Here is a 21111-nt window from a genome sequence, read left to right as displayed (position 1 = left end):
GTCAGCGTGTCCCTGGTCGAAACATTTTTGATGGTCTTGGCGGAAATGTCCTGCGCAGCTTGATGCCGGCAATCGAGCTGATGCCAAGAACATTCAGATCAAATGCAAGCCGCACCTGGGCGGTGCGCACGACTGCACCCGTGGTGCCGACGGCGTTGGAGGCCATTTCCTTCGGCGGCTCCCCGATCGCGAGCGTCAGTTTCGCGCCGGCAATGCCGGGGACTGCGGCGCTCAGGTTGACGGCCACCTGCTTCTTCTGGTTGGCGGCGATTGCGGCAGCCGAAAGGATATCCATCATTCTGGCATCGACATATCGCCCTGCAACTGATGATGCTCTGCTCCAACGCTTCAGTTTTCCTGAAGCCTTTGATCAGCGCTTTGGATTTGACTGGCTGTTGTGCCGACGTCACTCTCCGGACTATTTCAGGGGGAACGGACATGAACGAACATCATGCGGGCGGGTGCCTGTGCGGCGCAGTGCGGTTCGAAGCGCGGGAGAGGCCCGATGTCCTGGTCGGCTGCCATTGCTCGCAGTGCCGGCGACAGACAGGGCTCTATTATGCCTCGGCCGACGTGCCGGTTTCGGCCGTCACGATAACAGGCGAGGAAAACCTGCGCTGGTATCAGTCAAGCGATGAGGCCCGGCGCGGTTTCTGCTCGCAATGCGGTTCGGCACTGTTCTGGCAAAGGCTGGGCGGGCCGGCTATTTCCATCCTGGCCGGCGCTTTCGACGAACAGAACGGGCTCAGCTTCGGCTATCATATCTTCTGTGCCGGTAAGGGCGATTTCTACGAGATTCCAGATGGCGTTCCGCAATATGCTGCGGGACGGCCGTAGAGCTTTTTGATTCACGCAATTCCCTACGCAAAACCGCTACACGCCTTTGCTGGAATTGCTTTAGGCCTTCACGAAGCGGTAGGCGCTGTCCTTGCGTTCGGCATGACCGACGCCCGGATAGGACCAGTGATAGCCGAGCAGCTTGATCTTTTCCGAAGCAGCGCGGTCAAGAAGCATCCGGCGGTTTTTCAGGGCGGTTTCGGGATCTGTGTCGAAGCCGAAATGCCAGGCGGGGTGCTCGAAGAAGATCACGTCATTGGTGCAGGCGTCACCGGTGATGAGGAGATTGCCGTCGCCGGCCAGTTCCAGCGAGATATGGCCTGGCGTGTGGCCCGATGTTTCGATCACCTGCATTCCAGGCAGGATTTCCTGACCCGGCTTGACGAGGGTGAGCCGGTCCTTCACCGCAAAGAGATCACGCTGCGCACCGCGGGCGAAATCGTGCAGGACGGCGGGCATATGGGTCTCGTAGTCCTTGTCGGTCCAGAAGTTCCATTCTGTTTCGCTGACGAAATACTGGGCATTCGGATAGAGCAGCTTGCCACCGGCCAGGGTCGTTGCGCCGGAATGATCCGGATGGGCGTGAGTGAAGATCACCTTGGTGATGGCTTCCGGCTCGATGCCTGCTGCCTTCAGGTTGGCGGCGAGCTTGCCGGCGCTTGCCTGGAAATGCGTGCCGGAGCCGTTATCGATGAGGATCAAGTCGCTGCCATGGCGGATGAGCGGAATATTGGCCTGGACTGGCGCACCCGCCGCGTCGCCGCCGAGCTGCGCCAATATCGGCCGGCGCTCTTCCGGCGTCGCGTCGGGAAGCAGGACTTCGGCGGGCAGGGTGATGAAGCCGTCGCTGACGACAGTGATATCGAAGGCGCCGTGCGTAAAGCGATAGGACGCCGCCGCATAGGTGCCGCGCGGCAGGACAAGGGCCGCCGCGCCCGAGAGGGCGCCGGCCAGAAGCTGACGGCGCGTGGCCGACAGGCCGAGATTATCCGGATTGTTCATCTGCTCGTCTCCTCGTCGGTATCACCATGAGGAGACAATAACAGCACAACGATAGGACTTCGCCTATAAAATTCAATATTATCAATTATTTACATTGATTTTCAGTTCTTTACGGCTGATGCCGGGTCACCATACCGGACAACCATTCCCTGACGACGGCGACAACCGCAGATCAGGAAGAAAAAGGCGCGCCACAAGGGCGCGCCGGCAACTCTTCGAGAGAACTCAGCCCTTGATGAAGGCCAGCAGGTCCGGGTTGATGACTTCCGGGTGCGTGGTGCACATGCCGTGCGGGAAGCCCGGATAGGTCTTCAGCGTGCCGTTCTTGAGCAGCTTGGCGGAGAGCGGCGCGGAATCGGCATAGGGGACAATCTGGTCGTCATCGCCGTGCATGACGAAAACGGGCACGGTGATCTTCTGAAGGTCTTCGGTGAAGTCGGTTTCGGAGAAGGCCTTGATGCAATCGTAATGGGCCTTGGCGCCGCCCATCATGCCCTGGCGCCACCAGTTTTCGATCACGCCCTGGCTGACCTTGGCGCCCGGACGGTTGAAGCCGTAGAAGGGGCCGGTGGGTATATCGAGGTAGAACTGGGCGCGGTTGGCAACGAGGGCTGCGCGGAAGCCGTCGAAGACTTCGAGCGGCAGGCCGCCGGGGTTCTTGTCCGACTTGACCATGATGGGCGGCACGGCGCCGATGATCACGGCCTTGGCGACACGACCTTCCTTGGCGCGGGCGACATAGTGGACGACTTCGCCGCCGCCGGTCGAGTGGCCGATATGGACGGCATTCTTGAGATCGAGGTGATCGGTCAGTGCGGCAACGTCAGCCGCATAGGTGTCCATCTCGTTGCCTTCCCATGTCTGGGTGGAGCGACCGTGGCCACGGCGGTCATGGGCGATGACGCGAAAACCCTTTTCGAGGAAAAACATCATCTGTGCGTCCCAATCGTCGGAGCTGAGCGGCCAGCCGTGATGGAAGACGATCGGCTGGGCATCCTTCGAACCCCAATCCTTGTAGAAGATTTCAGTTCCGTCCTTGGTCTTGATGAAAGGCATGGTCTGGCTCCGATTTTCTGATGATGTTGAACTGGTTGCGGCAAGCATGGTTTTCGGCAGGGCGAGGGCCGCAATGGCCGCGCCGCCTGTCAGAAGAACGTCCCGCCGTGTGGCATCCGCTGTCAGTGCAATGCTGCGTTCATTCTCAGCTGTGGGCATGATCGCCTCCGTGTGGGCTTCTCCGCGCCTCTTCGACGAGAATAAGCTGACCCACTTCCGGCGGCGATGCGAGTTAACAGTCGTAAATTGATGCAAAGCAATAATGACAGCAATGCGCCATTAGGCGTAATTACCTCATGAACACAATATGTTATCAGCAGGTTTTTCTTCTCAGAGCCGCTGCATGTTGCGCCGGACGGCCTGCCTGTTCTCCTCGAATGATCTTGCTTCCCTGCGCCAATGCTCGAAGTGGCCGCCGTCGCGCAATCTGACCGCGGCGTCTCGGCCAACCATCTTCTCGGCCGCCGCCTCATCACCCATGTGCTCCAGCACCTCAGCCACCATATCGAGCAGGGCGGCATGATCGTTGGTATCGTAGACCGAGCAGAGCAGCTTGAGCCGGGGGCTGCCGGAAGCAAGTTCGCGGGCGGCGTGCTCGGCCAGGTCTTCGGAGGAAAAGGAAAGCGGGGCAAACCAATATGCAAGGTAGGCGAGGTCTCGCAAATGCGGACCCGGGCCCGCCAGATCGAAATCGATGATCGCGATCGGAAGGCCGTCCCGGAAGATCATGTTATAGGGTGCGAAATCATTGTGGCAGATCACGTCGTTGCGGTCGGCAACGGGGTAGGTGTAGGCCCAATTGCCATCGGGTACGAAATCAAGGTCTTTCGTCGCGTCATGGAATTGCCGCAGCATGCCCACGGCTTCGACGAGCGCGGCATCATTCGTCCAGAGCGTGTCCGGCATCGTCGCAGAACCCGCCATGTAAGAGAGGATTTCTCTTCCGCTGGCATCGATGCCAAGGAAGCGCGGGGCATGGCCATAGCCTCGCCTCTCCAGTTGCTCCAGGAGCTTGTGGACATTGCCGCTGTTTGGGCCGATCGCACGGCGGACAGTATTGCCAACCCTGACAACGCCGGCATTGACATTGCCGCCGGCAAGCGGGATTTCCTCTGAAATCGGCATCGTCGTCCCCCGGGCATGGTTCGCTCGTGACCGAATAGCGGAAACAGGCACCTTTGCCCATGCACCGCTTGCGATCTGTTCAGGAGATCGCGACGTCACCCGCCCGCCTCTTGTCGAAGCCGCGGAAACTGCGATGTGCCAGCGGTGCAAGCGTCGTCACGAGATAGGCAAGGCCCGTCAGGAAAAGTGCGGCCGAGAGGCCGAAGCCATCGATCAGCGCGCCGCCGACAAGGCCGCCGAAGGGAATGAGCGCCCAGCAGAGTGCGGCATTCAGCGAGGTGACGCGCCCCATCAGCGGCTTCGGGATGCGCTCGAAAAGCACAGCCGTGAGAATGGGATTGAGGAAGCCCGAGGCGAAGCCGCCGATGGCGAGGATCGCGAAGATCAGGGCGAGTGGGGAGTCCATTGCAAAGACCAGGAAGCGGGGGAAACCCGTCAACAGAAAGGCGACCGTGTAGACGGCAAGCCGCGGTAGGCGCTCGCTGATCATGGCGGCAATCGCAGCGCCGATCATCGACGCACAGGAGAAGACGGCAAACAGGGTTCCGAGCAGGGCCGGGCCATGGCCGGCCCCCTGGGTCCAGACCGGAACCAGGACGACATAGTAGGCCTGATCGAGCAAGTTGGTGGTCGCTACCATCAGCACGATTGCGACGAGCACGGCATCACGCCGCATGAAGTGCCAGCCTTCCGCGAGTTCCCGCCCATAGGCCTTGATGCCGGATGCTGCGGACTTCACTGCATGCCGAATTGCAGGAATGCCGATAGCGACGATCAGCGCGGAAGCGGCGAAGGTGACGGCGTTGACCACCAGCGCCTGGCTCGGCCCGACAAGGGCAATCAGCCCACCGGCACCTGCCGCACCCACCGTCGATGCGAGGCGGTCGATGACGCCGATGACCCCGGTCACGCGTTCCAGCGGTACGGCGGCAAGCCCGGCAATATCGGGGACCATGGATTGTTTTGCAGCATCGGAGGGGCCGCGCAGCACCCCCATGACAAAGACAGTCGGCAGTAGGATCGGCATGGTGAGCAGGTCGAGGAGATGCAGGAGCGGCACGAGACCGACCGTGATCACCGAGGCGCTGTCGCAGATGATGGCAACGCGTTTGGGGCCGACACGATCGATCATGGGGCCGCCGAGCGCCTTGGCGACGACATAGGGCAGCATTTCCATCATAGCGACGATGCCGGTCAGCATGGCGCTGCCTGTGGTGCTCAGTACCAACCAGGGAATGGCGATGCCCGAGAGGCGCGTGCCCGAAAGGGAGAGCATTTCTGCAACTGCGAGCGCGACAAAGGGGCTGCGGCTCATGGCTCGCTCTCTTCCTCGCCATACGGCAGGCGGCCCGGATAGGGAAAGGCGTGCAGCATGACAGTGAAAGGCACCGTGTCGGCGGGCAGTGGCTCGCCAAGGGCCGGGGCTTCACGCATCGCTTCCATGAGAAACTCGTTCAGCCGCGTCGTCAGGGCTTCGGCTTTCTCGGCGGTCAAGCGAATGACGATGTCGCTTGCGGTGCTGGCCTTGCGCCATTCGAGCGGCAGTTCGGCATATTCCTCGGCGGCCTTCTGCATCTGGCCGACCTGCTGGGAGAGTATCGCCTGCGCGAAGGCGACGTCCATGTCGAAAGCCTCACCTTCGCTTTCCGCCGGTCGCACCGAGGTGATCTCGTGGGAAGCCTTCCACCAGCGATCCCGGCGCGATGTCGCAGGCGCGTCCTCGATGAAACCATATTGGGCGAGCTGGCGCAGGTGGTAGCTCGTGGCACCACTGTTTAGGCCGAGGCGCGCGGCAAGCTGGGTTGCCGTTGCGGGACCATCGATGCGCAGCATGCCGAGCATGCGCAGGCGTACCGGATGGGCGAGCGCCTTCAGAGCGGTGACATCGGGAACGATCTCGCGGACGTTACGCGAGGTGGCTGACGCTTGTGTAGGGACTGGCGGTTTCATGACGACAGCCTAATATCACAAACGATTCTTTGCAAATGTTTCTTTGCAAACTCTGAGAGAGGCTTTCAGTCGGCCGGAGCCCGGGCGTTGCGCCGTTCCAGCGCCACCTTGAGCAAGGCATGGGCCGAAAGAAGCGGAGAGGATTCGCTATCACCGAGGATCAGAAGACCGGCGGAAGCACCTTCAGGTGTTATGTCCAGATGCCTGCCGGGTACGATGGCGACGGGCTTGCCCGAGGTCAGGAAAGTACGGATCGTGGCTGCAACGCCATCGGCCAACCAGAGCGGGCCGGAAAGACCGATACAGAAGGCAGCATCGAAATCCTCCGTCACGATCTGGCCGAGATGTAGCGTATCGGCGAGATCATCTCGGGCAGCGCGGTCGGCGAGGAAGCGGCGGGTCGATGGTTCCGGATGCGTGGTCTGACGCAATTCGCTGGTCAGATCAGGGAATCCGCCCGACGGGGTTGCCAGGACGACCTCTGCATGTGCGTCTCTGAAGAGATAATAGGCCGGCGCGAGGCATGAGATCCGGACCTCGCTTCTATCTCCATCCATGGCGAGAACGATCAGAATACGGATGGGTATGTCGCCGTCCATGGCATGCTCCTCTTGAAGGGCAATGATGCACGGATGGCGAGTGGCGGACGAGTTGATCGTTGTAAATCGGTGTAAAGGGGTCAGCCTGCAGCACCCGAAAGCTGCGCCGGCTCATGACCGAGGGCTTCGAGATCGAGGTTGATGCGACGTTCCCAGCCGGCGGCGCGATCCTGTCTTGCAGCTGTGCGTGCCACTTCGAGGATCGCCGAAGCGGCATCCAGTGCGTCCGGGCCTTGTCCCTTTGCGGTGACCAGCGCTTTCACCCGCAGGAGTTCGGGCAGGCACCAGCGCTCGCCCGAGACATCGCAATGGACAAGTGCAGCATCGATTACGCTGCCGGCCTCTATATGCTGGCCGAGGCCGGAGAGGGCTTGCGCCTCGATGGACTGGAAGTAGGTGCGGAAGAGATTGAATCCGGCGCGATCGAGGATATCCATCGCCGGACGCAGCTTTGCGAGACAGAGCCGGTATTCGCCGGCATGCAGATGCAGCTCCGCTTCGAATCCATCGGCATAGGTGTGCCAGACATCGAGCGACAGGGCCTTGGTATGGTCGCGCAGCAGCCGGATCGCGTTCGCGGCTTCTTCGTCATTGCCGGAGTGAAGCGCAAGCGGGCAGACGGCTTCGGCGAGCAGATTGCTGATCGAATGGTTGTGGCCGATCTCGCGGGCGTAGCGCATGGTCTCTTCGACCTCGTCCAGCGCGGCCTTCTCGTCGCCCGACATCCAGAGGCAACGGGCCAGGATGATGCGCGCCGTCACGCGCTGGTCGAACTGGAAGCGTACGGAGTGGCGCGCCTGCGGCACATGCTCGTAGTCGGCCAGCATGGCCAGAAGCTCATCGCGGGCTTCGGCATGGCGGCCGAGCCAGTGCAGCGTTGCGGCCCTCATGCGCCTGCCGATGATAATATCGCTCGGATCGGAGGAGGAGGGAGCAAGGGCTGCAAAACGCGCCGCCAGCTCCAGTCCCTGGCGCGGCTCGGCGCGGTTCAGCATGTCGACCCAGAGCGCCCAGATGGCGCGCAACTGATGGTCGATATCGCCGAGCTCCTCGGCAATGCGCCTGGCGGTCGTCCAGGCAGCGACGCCAAGTTCCGGCGCATGGGTGGCGCGCAGCTGCGGCCAGCCCAGTGCGGCATAGAGCTTCATGCGGCTCCTCTCATCCAGGCCGTGGCGGGCATCGAGAAAGGCGATCGCATGGGTCAGCGCCGCCAGGCATTCGTCAAGCAGCGACAGGCGGAAGAAGAGTGGCAGGGCAGCGACCGTCAGGCGCACGCCGAGCAACGCGTCGCCGGATGGACCGAAGGCCCAGTCGACGGCTGCGCGCAAACCCGGAACCTGCTGGGCGAAATCGTCAGGCCATTCCTCCGGCAGGGCGGCGTAGAGATCCTGCTCGGCGCTTTCGAGCGCGACGGAGAGATGAGTGGAGAAGCGGGCCATGGCGCCGGGGAGTTCGCCCGATGCGCCAAGCTTCTCACCGGCATAGAGGCGCGTCGTATCCAGCAACCGGTAAAGCGTTTCGTCGGTCGCGTTCTCGACCACGACCAGCGATTTGGCGACAAGGGCGGCAAGCAGATCCTCTGGCTCGCTGCCGGAGAGCACGGCACCTGCGGCCCTGCCACTGAAGCGGCCGCGGAAGACGGAGAGTTCGCGCAGGGCCTGCTGCTCCTGCGGCGACAGGATGAGATAGCTCCAGTCGAGCGTGGCGCGCAGCGTCTGGTGGCGCGGCAGGGCCGTGCGCCGGCCGCGGGTCAATACCCGGAAACAGTCGGACAGCGAGCGGGAGAGGGCGGCAATGCCCATCGCCTCCAGCCTGCCGGCCGCAAGCTCGATTGCCAGCGCGATACCGTCGAGCCTCGTGCAGATATCGACGACATCGGTGGCATCCTCATCCGTCAGTTCGTAACCGCCGAGGCAGGCATCGGCGCGTTCGACGAAGAGCTGGACGGCGGGCGAGACGAGAGCAGCTTCCGCCGTCACGCCTGACGCCGGCAGGTCGAGGGGCAGCAGGCGGTGAACGCGTTCGCCATCGGCGCGCAGCGGCTCACGGCTGGTGGCGAGGATATGCAGATCGGGCGCTTCCGCGAGCAGATCCTCGGCAAGCTCGGCGATATCGGCCACGACATGCTCGCAGCTATCCAGCACGAGCAGGAGGTTGCGTGGCTGCAGATGGACGGCGATTTCCCTGACGATGTCATCGCTGCGGGAGAGGATGCCGAGCGCAGACGCCAAGACGGTGGGCACAAGATTTCCGGTCGCGACTTCCGACAGGTCGATCCAGACGATTTCGCCTTCGAAGCCGCCGCGCGCAATCAGGGCGCGGGCGACGGTGGACTTGCCGATGCCGCCAGGACCGGCAATCGTCACCAGCCGGCTCTTGGCAAGCTGTCCGGCCACGGCCGCGATCGTCTGTTCGCGGCCGAAGATGCGCCCAGGCAGGCGTTCCGGACGGGATTTCTGAGGTATCGGTGAGGCGGCGGCAGGCTCAGCGCCATTGCTGCGGCGGTTGACGGGAGCGATGAACGTATAGCCGCGGCCCGGCACATTGGCGATGAACTGCGGCTCGCGCCTGACGTCGCCCAATGCCTTGCGCAGCGCCGAAACATGGACGCGCAAATTGGCCTCATCCACGAAAGTCTCAGGCCAGACCTGCCTGACGATCTCGGCATTGGTCTTCAACTCGCCCGGATGATGGAGCAGAAACAGGAGTATGTCGATGGCGCGGCTACCGAGCGGCACGGCAGAACCGTCCCGCATCAGGCTGCGCCTGGCGGGCACGATCGAAAATGCGCCGAAGTGAAACTCTTCTTCCAAACCCGGCCCCTTGCGTGGTGCCGGCAGGTTGATCCCAATGGCAGCGCCCTGTCAAATGAAACGCAGCGGCAGGGCGGGAATTGCAAGGGGATTTCAGATGTTTAAGGCCACGCTATTTTAGCGGCGTCAAGCCTGTCCGCGTTCCCCAAGGATGGCGTTCAGCCGGGAGACGTCTTCGCGCAGCGCGGTCAGTTCCGTCAGAACCCGCATGTCGATCTTCTGATGCAGCGAGAGCACCTCCAGTTCAGCCTTCAGGTTCACCTCGTAATCCTTGGCCGCTTCGAAACGGTCGCGTTCAGCCTGACGGTTCTGCGACATCATGATGATCGGCGCCTGGATGGCGGCGAGCATGGAGAGGATCAGGTTCAGGAAAACGAAGGGATAGGGGTCGAAGGCGCGGGTCATCAGGATGACCGTATTGATGACCGTCCAGATCAGGAGGAAGGCGAGGAAGGCGAGGATGAAAGACCATGAGCCGCCGACGCGGGCGATGCCATCCGCCAACCGCTGGCCGACGGAAGATTCGGCAGCAATGGCAGCGTTGATGTCGGTGGAGATGATCTTGCGCTCATGTGCCTTGGCCAGCACGCGCTTTTCGATGTCACCCAGTTCTTCGGCCGATTTGCCGAAATGCAGGTGGACGAAATTCGGAAGATTATACATGGCATTGTCCCGGGAATGGATCGAATTGGCGCGCAGTATTCCGCCACTGCTGCAAATTGCAATGCGTATCGGCGTCGCGCAAGGCAAACAGAAGTGTGAGTCAGCATTCATAAATTTTTCGCCGCAGATCGTTACGGCTTTTGACGCCGCTTATTGCGGTGCACGAAGGGGCGGATTAAATGAATGACATGACACAGGAAAACGCTCTCTCCCATACGTTCGACATCGCCATCGCCCAGCTGAACCCCACGGTGGGCGATGTCGCCGGAAACCTTGCCAAGGTGCGCGAGGCGCGTGCTGATGCAGCCCGCCAGGGCGCGCATATCCTCATGATGACCGAGCTTTTCATCTCCGGTTACCCGCCGGAAGACCTCGTTCTGAAGCCAGCTTTCATCCACGCCTGCTGGAAAGCGGTGGAAAGCCTTGCGGCCGATACCGCCGATGGCGGACCGGGCATCGTCATCGGCTTCCCGCGCCAGGACGAGACGGGCCGCTACAATTCCATCGCCGTGCTCGACGGCGGCAAGGTGATCGCCGTCAGAGACAAGATCGACCTGCCCAACTATGGCGAGTTCGACGAGAAGCGCGTCTTCGACCAGGGCGCCATGCCGGGGCCGGTGAATTTCCGCGGCGTTCGCATCGGCATTCCGATCTGCGAAGATATCTGGGGCGATCTCGGCGTCTGCGAGACGCTGGCCGAAAGCGGGGCGGAAATCCTGCTCGTGCCGAACGGTTCGCCCTATTATCGCGGCAAGGTCGATATCCGCCATCAGGTCGTGCTGAAGCAGGTAATCGAAACCGGGCTGCCGATGGTCTATGCCGCCCAGCTCGGCGGCCAGGACGAGCTCGTCTTCGATGGCGCAAGCTTTGCCTTCAATGCCGACAAGTCGCTCGCCTTCCAGCTCAGCCAGTTCGAAACGGCACTGGCCGTGACGACCTGGAAACGCACCGAAAACGGCTGGCATTGCTCGCAAGGGCCGATGGCGCGCATACCCGAGAGCGAAGAAGCCGACTACCGCGCCTGCCTGCTCGGTTTCCGCGACTATGTGAACAAGAACGGCTTCAAGAATGTCGTGCTCGGGCTTTCCGGCGGCATCGATTCGGCGATCTGCGCGGCGATTGCCGTCGATGCGCTCGGCGAAGAGCGGGTGCGCACGGTGATGCTGCCATACCGCTATACATCGGAGGATTCGTTCAAGGACGCCGCTGATTGCGCCAAGGCGCTTGGCTGCCGCTATGACATCGTTCCGATCGAAGAACCGGTTGCTGGCTTTTCATCCGCACTCTCGAATCTCTTCGAGGGCACAGACAGCGGCATCACCGAGGAAAACCTGCAGAGCCGCGCCCGCGGCGTCATCCTCATGGCGATCTCCAACAAGTTCGGCTCGATGGTCGTCACCACCGGCAACAAGTCGGAAATGTCGGTCGGCTATGCGACGCTCTACGGCGACATGAACGGCGGCTTCAACCCGATCAAGGACCTCTACAAGATGCAGGTCTATGCGCTCGCCCGCTGGCGCAACGAGAATGTGCCGCCGGATGCGCTCGGCCCTTCGGGCGTGGTCATTCCGCAAAACATCATCGACAAGGCACCGTCGGCCGAACTTCGCCCGGATCAGAAGGACCAGGATTCGCTGCCGCCTTATCCAGCGCTCGACGACATTCTTGAATGCCTGGTCGAACGGGAAATGGCGGTCGAGGAGATCGTGGCGCGCGGCCATGACGTCGAGACGGTGCACCGCATCGAGCATCTGCTCTATCTCGCCGAATACAAGCGCCGCCAGTCGGCACCGGGCGTGAAGATCACGAAGAAGAATTTCGGCCGCGACCGGCGCTACCCGATCACCAACCGGTTCCGGGATCGCTGAGACGCTTCAAATATCTGGGAGGGATGAATGCGCAGCTCAGTTGAAATCTACAATGTGCGGCGGGGCGAAAGCCGTGTCATCTGGCAGACGGAAGCGCTGGTCGAGGCGCCGAATTTCTCGCGCGACGGCGCCTATCTGCTGATCAATGGCGACGGGCTGCTCTATCGCCTGCGTCTCGATGGCAGCGACCTGGTGGAGCGTGTCGATACCGGCTTTGCGGTCCATTGCAACAACGACCACGGCATATCGCCCGATGGCGAGCAGATCGTCATTTCCGACAAGACCGAATTCGGCAAGTCGGCGATCTACATCCTGCCGATCGAAGGCGGCAAGCCGCGTCTGATCACCAGGAACCTGCCCTCCTACTGGCACGGCTGGTCGCCAGACGGGCGCGAGCTTGCCTATTGCGGTATCCGCAACGACGTCTTCGATATCTATACGATCTCGGTCAATGGTGGTGAGGAGAAGCGGCTGACGCATGGCGAGGGCCGCAACGACGGGCCGGACTGGTCGGCCGACGGGCAGTGGATCTATTTCAATTCGAGCCGTACCGGGCTGATGCAGATCTGGCGCATCCACCCCGATGGCACGGGTCTCCAGCAGGTGACATCGGACAATTACGGCAACTGGTTCGCCCATCCATCACCGGACAATGACAAGGTGCTGATCCTTTCCTACGACCCCGACGTTTTCGATCATCCGCGCGATCTCAATGTGCGCCTCAGGATGATGGACATGGATGGCGGCAACCTGACGGAACTGTTCGAGCTTTTTGGCGGGCAGGGCACGATCAACGTGCCGAACTGGTCGCCGGATGGCGAGGAATTCGCCTATGTGCGGTATTTTCCGGTGAGATCTTGAGAGGGCGCACCGCCATTTGATGATGGGGTGGTGGGAGATAACTGATTAGCGGGGTCCGTTTTCCGCTGGGCACGGTGTTTCAGAAGCGCGGTGCACAGTAATTCTTGAGTGCCCTCCGATACTTTGGAGTTGCACCCGAACAGACTCGCCTTCGGAAGGGGCGAATGTTGAATCGATACTTGAGACAGTGGTTTGTCCGAGCGGAAACGCCACGACTGTCGTCTTCGGTTGACCATATTTGGATGTAAATGAATAGGACACGATCGAGGCGAACTCATCAACGCCTCCATCTCGAGTTTTTGAAACGCTGGCAATCTTGTTGTTGTTATCGCAGACGAAAAGATTAACCTCTGCCCCATCAACATACCATTGACCGGGAAGGTCGGGTGAAAGCACTCTCACCTTCCAACCCCGCTCGCTTGAGATGCGACGGGCCTCATCTAGTGAACTACCCAGTTTAAAAACACTTGGGCTATCAGCTGTGTCAGCGTTGGCGAGCTCGGCATTGAATCCTAAGGTTAACGCTATGCAGCAGGCAAAAAGTAAGCGAGCAGGAGCGGCAATCAAGTTTTTGTCCTTAAAATATTCAATCATAAGGCGTTACGATTGCATTGATGTCACCGACTCCACAAGCCATTTTGTAAACAGGCGGCGGGTGCTGCCCGCCGCGCTTGATGCTGCCTATCAAGCCGCAACAGCGGCCTTGCGGCGATCACGGACGGCCTGAGCCAGATCCTCGAGAACGTCGACCGACATGTCCCAGCCGATGCAGCCGTCGGTGATCGACTGGCCGTAGACGAGCGGCTTGCCGGGAACGAGGTCCTGACGGCCGGCGACGAGATTGCTCTCGATCATCATGCCCTTGATGTGATCGTTGCCGGCGACGATCTGGCCGGCGACGTCGTGGACGACCTTCGGCTGGTTCATCGGATCCTTGCCGCTGTTGGCGTGGCTGGCATCGATCAGCATGCGCGGGTCGACACCGAGCTTGGTTGCCTCGGCGATGACGGCCTGGACGTCGGCTGCCTCATAGTTCGGGCGCTTGCCGCCGCGCAGGATGATGTGGCAGTCCTCGTTGCCGCGGGTGGAGGCGATCGCTGCCTGTCCATCCTTGGTGACAGCCGGGAAATGGTGCGGCTGGGAAGCCGCCATGATCGCGTCGAGCGCGACACGCGCGCTGCCGTCCGTGCCGTTCTTGAAGCCGATCGGGCAGGAGAGACCCGAGGCGAGCTGACGGTGGATCTGGCTTTCGGTCGTACGCGCGCCGATGGCGCCGTAGCTGACGAGATCGGCGATGTATTGCGGCGTGATCGTATCGAGGAATTCGCAGCCGGCCGGCAGGCCCATGGCGTTGATGTCGAGCAGCAGGCGGCGGGCGAGGCGCAGACCTTCCTCGATACGGTAGCTGCCGTCGAGATGCGGATCGTTCATCAACCCCTTCCAGCCGACGGTGGTGCGGGGCTTTTCGAAATAGACGCGCATGACGATTTCGAGATCGCCGGAGAGGCGTCGTCGCTGCTCAACGAGGCGGGAGGCGTATTCGCGGGCGGCTGCCGGATCATGGATCGAGCAGGGACCGATGATGACCAGCTGGCGGTCGTCCTTGCCCGTCAGGATATTATGGATCGTGTCGCGCGTGCCGGTCACGGTCTCGGTCACCGCTCGGTCACGCGGGATTTCCTTGATAATATCGGCAGGTTTGGTCAGCGGGGTGATCTCGACGATGCGCAGATCATCAATAGTGTCAGTCACGGTATGCTCTCCTGTTTGGTCATACCGTGGCGGAACAAAAAAGCCGCCAGGTTGACTAGCGGCTGTTCGGGTGTGTCGTCGCGTTAGTTTCGGTTACGCACAGACCCGCATCCGCTGGAAGCAGCGGTACGAATAAAATCGCGATGCGTAAACGGACGAAATCGACATGCCGCCTATGTAGACATGCGAATTGGAATTGTCACGTGGATTCTGTGAGGAAAAATGACAGGCCTGTGAAGTTTTATCGGCTTTCGGCCATTGCCTCTCTCTGGGCATCTTCCGGCGCAGCCGCTTCGGCATGTCCATGCTTGGCGCGGCGTGTCGTCATGTCATCGCCGGCATTGGCGGGCAGGCGCAGGAAAGTGATGCAGGCGAGCGAGGAAATCCCTGCCACGATAAAGAAGGCGATATGGAAATCGGTGACCGTGAGTTGGCCGCCGTGGAAGCTCGCGGACACTTCCAGGATCGTCCCTGCGACTGCAACACCCATGGCCATGGAGATGCGCTGCGCCACGGCATTGATGGCCGTCGCCTGGCTGCTGTCGGCCTCGTCGACATCCCCGAAGGCCATGGCGTTAACACCTGAGAAGGCCATGGAGCGCAGCAGTCCGCCGACGAGAAGAGAGCCCATGATGAGATAGATCGGCGTTTCAGCAGTGAAGAGGCCGTTCACGCCGAGGAAGATTGCGGCAAGGAAGGTAGTGAGGGCGATGACGTTGCGGAAGCCGAAGGCGTTATAGGTGCGGGTTGCAGCGAATTTCGAGCCCATGGAGCCGAGTGCGCTGACGAAGGTGACAGAGCCAGACTGCAGCGGTGTTAGACCGAAACCGAGCTGCAGCATCAGCGGCATGAGGAAGGGCAGCGCGCCGAGCCCCATGCGGAAATTCGAGGCGCCGAGGATCGCCGCCCGAAACATCGGGTAGCGGAACATTTTCGGATCAAGCAGCGGATGCGGCGTGCGCCTGGCATGGACGAAATACAGGATGCCGGAGAGGACGCCGACCGCGACGGTGACATAGCCGTAAATGACGGGAACGGCCGGCAGGCTGATGACGGATATGCCGAAGACGAAACCGGCAAAGCCGATCCCGGACAGGAAGAAACCCGGAAAATCCATCGGCTTCGGGCTGCGTGGCTCAATTGCCGGCAGGAAGCGGGTGACCAGCGCAATGCCGATAATGCCGATCGGCACATTGATCCAGAAAATCCAGTGCCAACTCAAATAGGTCGTCAGGAAGCCGCCGATCGGCGGGCCCATGATCGGGCCGATCAGCGCCGGAATGGTGAGCCAGGCCATGGCATTCACCAGCTGGTGACGTGGTGTGCCGCGCACCAGCAGCAATCGCCCGACCGGTGTCATCATCGAGCCGCCGGCGCCCTGGATGAGGCGGGAAATGACGAAGGCGGCGATGGAATTGGAAAAGGCGCAGGCGATCGAACCGGCCATGAAAACGAAGATTGCCAGACGGAAAATGTTGCGCGCGCCGAAGCGATCCGACATCCAGCCGCTGATCGGAATGAAGATCGCAAGCGCCACAAGGTAGCTGGTTACCGCAAGCTTCAGCGCGATCGGCGAAGTGCCGATATCGGCCGCTATAGCCGGCAGGCTGGTGGCGATCACGGTCGAATCCATCTGTTCCATGAACAGGGCGACCGCAAGTATCATCGGCGTTAGGCGGGACACGGGCAACCGGGATGCAAGGAGAAGGGATTCGGCGCCAGTGGCGCCGCTCGGATCAGGGTCTCGTTCTAGGCCAGCATTTTCAACCTGTCCACGAAATGAATGTCGCATGTGGCTTGCGGCCATGCCCTTTCCGCGCCATAGATCGCCTGTCAGGTGCCCGCTGTCACCAGCGGGAGAATCGGGAATCCGGTGAAAGACCGGGACGTGCCCAACGCTGTAAGGCCGACGCTCGCCGTTCAAACTACGCCACTGGCTTTTCGGCCGGGAAGGCAGCGGCCAAGCGGAGGACGCCGAGTCAGAAGACCGGCCTGGCAAGATAGACCCAACCCGCGCGGACGGCGGGCGGTTGCGTTGTTGGGGATTTGACGATGCGACCCATTGATGATGCCGTTTGTCCGGCATCCAGCTTTTCTGCGGCCGAACGCGAGGCCGTCTATCACGCGATCATGACGCGGCGTGACGTGCGCAGCCAGTTCCTGCCCGATCCCTTGCCGGATGATCTGGTGACGCGGCTTTTGACCGCCGCGCACCACGCGCCTTCGGTCGGCTTCATGCAGCCGTGGAATTTCATTCTGGTGAAAAGTGCCGAGGTGAGGGCGCGCGTGCGCGATGCGTTCCTCGGGGCGAATGAGGAAGCGGCCCGCATGTTCACCGGCGAGCGGCAGGAAAAGTATCGTTCGCTGAAGCTTGAAGGCATTGTCCAGGCGCCGCTCGGCATCTGCGTGACCTGCGATCCCACCCGCAGCGGCAGCGTTGTGCTGGGACGCACGCATAATCCGCGCATGGACAGCTATTCCACCGTCTGCGCCATCCAGAACCTGTGGCTCGCGGCCCGTGCCGAAGGCGTCGGCATCGGCTGGGTCAGCATCTTTCGCGAGGGCGACCTCAAGGAGATACTTGGCATTCCCGATCATATCGAAGTCGTCGCCTGGCTCTGCGCCGGCTTCGTCGACCGGCTCTACGATGAACCGGAACTGGCGGTCAAAGGCTGGCGGCAGCGGGTGGCGCTGGAAGAACTGGTCTTCCATGACGGCTGGGGGCAGGTGGAAGGCGAGGCCGCGCCGGTCTGAGCCGGCGCGGGGGTGCTTCACTCGGCCGGCTGGGTGCTGCAATCCTTGGCGCAGGCCGGTGTCCTCCAATGGCCAAAGGTGAGGAAGCTCGCAGCAGCGAGAAGCCAGACGCCGATCGCTCCATAGAGCATGACACCGCCGAAGCCTGCGACCAGCGCATCATGGACCGTCTCGGCCGGAATATCAGGCAGGGCGGCGATGCTGCCGGCGGAGATCCGTTCGGCAAGCAGGCGCAGGTCGCCGGCATCCATCGAGTTCGGCAAGACGTTCTTCAGATGGGAGAGCACGCCGCTGAACAGGATGAAGCCCATGACCGCGATGTTGATCGCGAGCGAGATCATCCGGGCGCTCATGTCGATGCCGGAGGCCATGCCGGCGCGGTCGCTGGATACCGCACCGGTTGTCGTGTTGGTGACCGGGGTATTGGTGAAGCCAAGCCCGATGCCGGCAAGCAGCGCGCCGGGCAGCATCGTCAGCCAGCTTGGCGCAGCGGCGGCACTGCCTGACTTCATCAGCAGGAAGCCCAGCCCGATCGTGAAAAGGCCGCCGGGAATGATGATGCCCGGCCGATAGCGCAGCATAAGCCGCTCGGCAAGCGGCGGCACGACCAGCGTCGGCAGCGTATAGGCCAGCAAGGCGATGCCGGCGGCCACACTGCCGTAACCGAGGCCGGCTTCATACCAGATCGGCAAATAGATCATGAAAGGCCAGAAGCTGATGTTCATGGCGGCCGAACCGACAATGGCGCCCGAGAAGGTGCGGATGCGGAACACCGAGGCATCGAACATCGGTCGCGGGTTCAGCTTTTCGGCAACGACGAAGGCGACGAGGCTTGCGGCGCCAAGTCCTATAATGCCAAGCGCAGCCGGGCTCGCAAAACCGAGAGCAGGCCCCTGGGTGATGAAGAAGGCAAGGCAGAAGACCGCCAGCGAAAGGGTGGCGATGCCGGCGATATCGAGCCGTCCGGCCGCGGGATCACGCGATTCCTGAATTCCCGTCAGCGCGAGAGCGATTGTCACGGCCGCCAGCACGGCATGGATGAGGAATACCCATTGCCAGCCGGCCACCGCCACGATGCCGACGCCGACGATCGGGCCAAAGCCCAGGCCGATGCCAAAAATGATGCCCCACCAGCCGAAGGCGATGCTGCGGGCGCGGCCCTCGCGAAATTGATGGGAGAGCACGGCTACCTGGCAGATCAGCATGAAGCCGCCGCTCATTCCCTGCAGAAAACGAGCAACGATCAGCAGTGAGACATCCTGCGCGAGTCCGGCAATCAGCGAGGTGAGGCCGAAGACGGCAATGCCGATCAGGAAGACGCGCTTGCGGCCGTAGCGGTCGGCCAATGTGCCTGCGGCCATCAGCACCGTCGTAACGGCGATCGTATAGGCGTTCATGATCCATTGCAGGGCACTGAAATCGGCGTGAAGCACTTTTTCCAAAGTGGGCAGGATTGCCGGCACGCTCGATATTTCGAGGCCGAACATCAGCGAGGAGAGACAGGCAGCCAGCAGGGCAATGATGCCCCGCGCACGAGGGGATGAATGGGAATCAGGGGGCATGTTTTGGCCTTTCGACGTTGAGGCGCACAACGTGACATCCGCTGTGGTCCATTTGCGTCAGCATAGGCGGGACTTGATCATTACAGAATTGGATGATTACATATTTCAGACACAACAAATTCGAATGATTGGTTTCAACCATGCTCGATGTCGATTCCGTTCAGGCCTTCGTGGCGATCGCCGACAACAAGAGTTTCACCCGCGCCGCCAACGAACTCGGCAGCACGCAAGGAGCGATCAGTGTCAAACTGAAGCGGCTGGAGGAGCGGCTCGGCCACCGGCTGATCGAACGCACGCCACGGCTGGTGCGGCTTTCGGCGCAGGGGGCAGTGTTTCTACAGGCCGCACGGGAATTCCTCGAAGCCCACGACAGGGCCGTTGCGGCGCTCTCTTCGTCGCGCCGCCATTTCACGATCGGCATTGCCGCGCATGTAGCAGGGCCTGAGGTTCCGACACTGCTTGCGCGCCTCAACGCCCATGATCCGGGTCTGACGATCGAAGTGCGGATCGATAATTCCTGCACCCTGCTTGCAGCCTTCGATCGCGGCGAACTGGATGCGGCGATCATCCGCCGGGACGAAGACCGGCGCGACGGCGAGGTTCTGGGGCCTGAGCATTTCGGCTGGTTCGCCACGCCGCAATTCGAGTATCGCCGCGGCGAGCCGTTGCGTCTTGCAGCACTCTCGCCGACATGCGGAGTGCGGGCTGTCTGCACCCGCGCGCTCGATGTGGCGGGCATTCCCTGGACCGAAGTGTTCCTCGGCGGCGGCTCTTCGGCTGTGACCGCAGCCGTTTCGGCCGGGCTTGCCGTTTCAACCTTCTCCTATCGCCTGGCCCCCGTCGGCACTGTCGAAGTCAGCGAGCGTTTCGGCCTGCCGCCATTGCCGTCTTCGGAGATCGTGCTGCATTCGACGCTGACGGACGCCAAATCGCGCGCGGCACTACGCACGCTGGCAGCCGCCTTCAGAGAGCATCGCGTGTCCAGCTGATAGCGCGGTTTCTATTGCACCGAGATCGTGATTATTGCTGCTGTTGGGGCTGCGGGCCCGATGCCGCGGGATTGGCGAGATCGATCTTGCCCTGATCGCCGGCGAGGAATTGCGGGCCGACCTGGCGCACCTTGTTGCTCGCGGGATTATAGGGACGATCCGGTACTTGCGCCTGCGGGGCAGGCGGGGCGCTCGCCGCTTTCGGGGCTTCGGTGTGGATCGTGGTGATGGAGCTTTTCGGCTCAGGCGCCGGAGCAGAGGCCGTCTGGCTCTTGCGCATTTCCTCGTAATAGGCACTGAGATTGCACGAGCAGGCGGATTTTTCGCCAGGCGCGCGGGTCTTGTAGGCGAACGCGTTCTTCATCGCGCCATAGGGCGCGCCTGTCGCCGTCGAGATCATGTTCGAGGCTTCGGTGCTGGAAATATCCCGGTAATAGAGTTCCGTCTCCACACCGGGGCACATTTTCGAGCACGTTGCGGCATCGCGGCCGAAATCGACCGAAGTGGTATTGTTGCTGATCGGGAAGAAGCCGCCATCGCAGGTGCGCACGCAGATGGTGCTGACGGGCGAAAGCATTTCGGCCCGCGGCAGGCCGTAACGCTCACCGCCGCCGAGTGGAATGAAGGTATCGCCGCGCATTGCCTGCTCCTCGATGGAAGGAGCGGGTGCATAAGCGTCACCTTGCGCGGATTCTGTAAAGCTGTCGCTGTTGCAGCCATTGTCTTCGAGGGCCGCCATCAGGCCTTCGCGGGCCGGATCGGCGCCGGACTGGCGCAATTCGCTACGGCGGTCCTGCAGATAGCGGATATTGTCGACCATCTTTGCTTGCGCCTGCTCGAGCTCCTCGCAAAATCCCGCATTCTCACCGCCGAGGACGACCATGCTGCCGGAGGTGCAGCCATATCGGCGCAGATCGCCGCGCACCTTGCGCAGTTCCAGATTCTGTTCGGCAAGCGCGCCTGCATATTGGCGCATCTCGGGACCATTATTGCCGAAAGTTTGCGGCAGATCGGCCAGGCGTCCGCGCAGATCTTCGCAGATCGCGTTGGTCTCAGCTGCTGCCGGAACCGCGAATGCCAGAAAGAAAACAAGATACAGGTTTCGGCGCTTCACGACGTCGTCCCGGAATGAGAAAAGCATCTATCGGTGAATTGCGGCTTCAATCCACCGCGCTTTGTCTTAACGTATTTCCCTTAATAAGCTCGCAGTAATTCCTAGCGCATTTTTGCAATCTTATCCAGCAAGCCTAATGCTTGCATACCTTCGCTCCTGCAATCAC

At 61.5% G+C, this 21111-nt stretch carries 20 protein-coding genes and 1 riboswitch; of the genes, 6 read left to right on the top strand and 14 right to left on the bottom strand.

The features are described 5' to 3' along the window. Window position 1 precedes the first annotated feature (1 nt). Complete coding sequence (locus LVY75_20020) at window positions 2-298, bottom strand: hypothetical protein (protein ID XAZ25428.1); 297 nt, start codon at window positions 296-298, stop codon at window positions 2-4. A gap of 140 nt (window positions 299-438) precedes the next feature. On the opposite strand from LVY75_20020, the gene LVY75_20015 reads away from it, so the two are divergent. Then, window positions 439-837: a GFA family protein gene (locus tag LVY75_20015; GenBank protein ID XAZ25427.1), complete on the top strand. Its 399-nt coding sequence runs from the start codon at window positions 439-441 to the stop codon at window positions 835-837. 60 nt (window positions 838-897) lie between these two features. Here LVY75_20015 and LVY75_20010 read toward each other — a convergent pair whose 3' ends face one another. From LVY75_20010 to LVY75_19975, 8 genes are all read right to left on the bottom strand, one after another. Then, window positions 898-1839: an MBL fold metallo-hydrolase gene (locus LVY75_20010; protein ID XAZ25426.1), complete on the bottom strand. Its 942-nt coding sequence runs from the start codon at window positions 1837-1839 to the stop codon at window positions 898-900. A 225-nt stretch (window positions 1840-2064) separates the two neighbouring features. Further along, window positions 2065-2895, bottom strand: coding sequence for an alpha/beta hydrolase (locus LVY75_20005; protein XAZ25768.1), 831 nt, complete (start codon window positions 2893-2895; stop codon window positions 2065-2067). A gap of 330 nt (window positions 2896-3225) precedes the next feature. Further along, window positions 3226-4020 carry an aminoglycoside phosphotransferase family protein gene (locus tag LVY75_20000; protein XAZ25425.1) on the bottom strand — a complete coding sequence of 265 codons (795 nt, stop codon included), beginning with the start codon at window positions 4018-4020 and terminating at the stop codon, window positions 3226-3228. A gap of 79 nt (window positions 4021-4099) precedes the next feature. Continuing rightward, a complete protein-coding gene (locus LVY75_19995; protein ID XAZ25424.1) occupies window positions 4100-5335 on the bottom strand; it encodes an MFS transporter in 1236 nt (411 codons plus the stop codon). Next, entirely contained in the window at window positions 5332-5970 is a 639-nt protein-coding gene (locus LVY75_19990) for a helix-turn-helix domain-containing protein (protein XAZ25423.1), read from the bottom strand. Before LVY75_19990 ends, LVY75_19995 begins: the two co-directional genes overlap by 4 nt. Before the next feature lie 65 nt (window positions 5971-6035). Next, window positions 6036-6569: a transporter gene (locus tag LVY75_19985; protein XAZ25422.1), complete on the bottom strand. Its 534-nt coding sequence runs from the start codon at window positions 6567-6569 to the stop codon at window positions 6036-6038. Window positions 6570-6649: 80 nt separating this feature from the next. Next, window positions 6650-9382, bottom strand: coding sequence for a helix-turn-helix transcriptional regulator (locus LVY75_19980; GenBank protein XAZ25421.1), 2733 nt, complete (start codon window positions 9380-9382; stop codon window positions 6650-6652). Window positions 9383-9508: 126 nt separating this feature from the next. After that, window positions 9509-10045 (bottom strand): DUF1003 domain-containing protein, encoded by a 537-nt coding sequence (locus tag LVY75_19975; GenBank protein XAZ25420.1) that lies wholly within the window; start codon window positions 10043-10045, stop codon window positions 9509-9511. Between LVY75_19975 and LVY75_19970 the strand changes: the two genes are divergently transcribed. The 3 genes from LVY75_19970 to LVY75_19960 are packed head-to-tail and all read left to right on the top strand — an operon-like array spanning window position 10044 to window position 12774. Beyond that, on the top strand, window positions 10044-10232 hold the full coding sequence (locus tag LVY75_19970; GenBank protein ID XAZ25419.1) for a hypothetical protein: 189 nt from the start codon (window positions 10044-10046) through the stop codon (window positions 10230-10232). The genes LVY75_19975 and LVY75_19970 overlap by 2 nt on opposite strands. Before the next feature lies 1 nt (window position 10233). Next, the gene (locus LVY75_19965; protein ID XAZ25767.1) at window positions 10234-11913 is read left to right on the top strand and encodes an NAD+ synthase; all 1680 of its coding nucleotides are present in this window, start codon (window positions 10234-10236) and stop codon (window positions 11911-11913) included. Between the two features lie 27 nt (window positions 11914-11940). Beyond that, window positions 11941-12774, top strand: coding sequence for a hypothetical protein (locus LVY75_19960; GenBank protein XAZ25418.1), 834 nt, complete (start codon window positions 11941-11943; stop codon window positions 12772-12774). A gap of 45 nt (window positions 12775-12819) precedes the next feature. Here the strand turns inward: LVY75_19960 and LVY75_19955 are convergent, their stop codons facing one another. From LVY75_19955 to LVY75_19945, 3 genes are all read right to left on the bottom strand, one after another. Next, on the bottom strand, window positions 12820-13368 hold the full coding sequence (locus LVY75_19955; protein ID XAZ25417.1) for a hypothetical protein: 549 nt from the start codon (window positions 13366-13368) through the stop codon (window positions 12820-12822). A 90-nt stretch (window positions 13369-13458) separates the two neighbouring features. Continuing rightward, window positions 13459-14526, bottom strand: a complete 1068-nt coding sequence (locus LVY75_19950; GenBank protein ID XAZ25416.1) for a 3-deoxy-7-phosphoheptulonate synthase — start codon at window positions 14524-14526, stop codon at window positions 13459-13461. 241 nt (window positions 14527-14767) lie between these two features. Continuing rightward, on the bottom strand, window positions 14768-16192 hold the full coding sequence (locus LVY75_19945) for a DHA2 family efflux MFS transporter permease subunit (GenBank protein XAZ25766.1): 1425 nt from the start codon (window positions 16190-16192) through the stop codon (window positions 14768-14770). A gap of 152 nt (window positions 16193-16344) precedes the next feature. Continuing rightward, a riboswitch (cobalamin riboswitch) is annotated at window positions 16345-16537 on the top strand. Between the two features lie 41 nt (window positions 16538-16578). Here LVY75_19945 and bluB point away from each other — a divergent pair. Further along, window positions 16579-17280 (top strand): 5,6-dimethylbenzimidazole synthase, encoded by a 702-nt coding sequence (gene bluB, locus LVY75_19940; protein XAZ25415.1) that lies wholly within the window; start codon window positions 16579-16581, stop codon window positions 17278-17280. 17 nt (window positions 17281-17297) lie between these two features. Here bluB and LVY75_19935 read toward each other — a convergent pair whose 3' ends face one another. Next, window positions 17298-18842, bottom strand: a complete 1545-nt coding sequence (locus LVY75_19935; GenBank protein ID XAZ25414.1) for an MFS transporter — start codon at window positions 18840-18842, stop codon at window positions 17298-17300. Window positions 18843-18982: 140 nt separating this feature from the next. Here LVY75_19935 and LVY75_19930 point away from each other — a divergent pair, with 140 nt between their 5' ends. Next, on the top strand, window positions 18983-19831 hold the full coding sequence (locus tag LVY75_19930; protein XAZ25413.1) for a LysR family transcriptional regulator: 849 nt from the start codon (window positions 18983-18985) through the stop codon (window positions 19829-19831). Between the two features lie 31 nt (window positions 19832-19862). Here the strand turns inward: LVY75_19930 and LVY75_19925 are convergent, their stop codons facing one another. Next, window positions 19863-20945: a DUF2865 domain-containing protein gene (locus LVY75_19925; protein XAZ25412.1), complete on the bottom strand. Its 1083-nt coding sequence runs from the start codon at window positions 20943-20945 to the stop codon at window positions 19863-19865. Window positions 20946-21111 lie beyond the last annotated feature (166 nt).

Origin of the sequence: Sinorhizobium sp. B11 (genome assembly GCA_039725955.1) — a bacterium.
Classification (GTDB): Bacteria; Pseudomonadota; Alphaproteobacteria; order Rhizobiales; family Rhizobiaceae; genus Rhizobium.
This window is presented reverse-complemented; position numbering and strand designations above follow the sequence as displayed.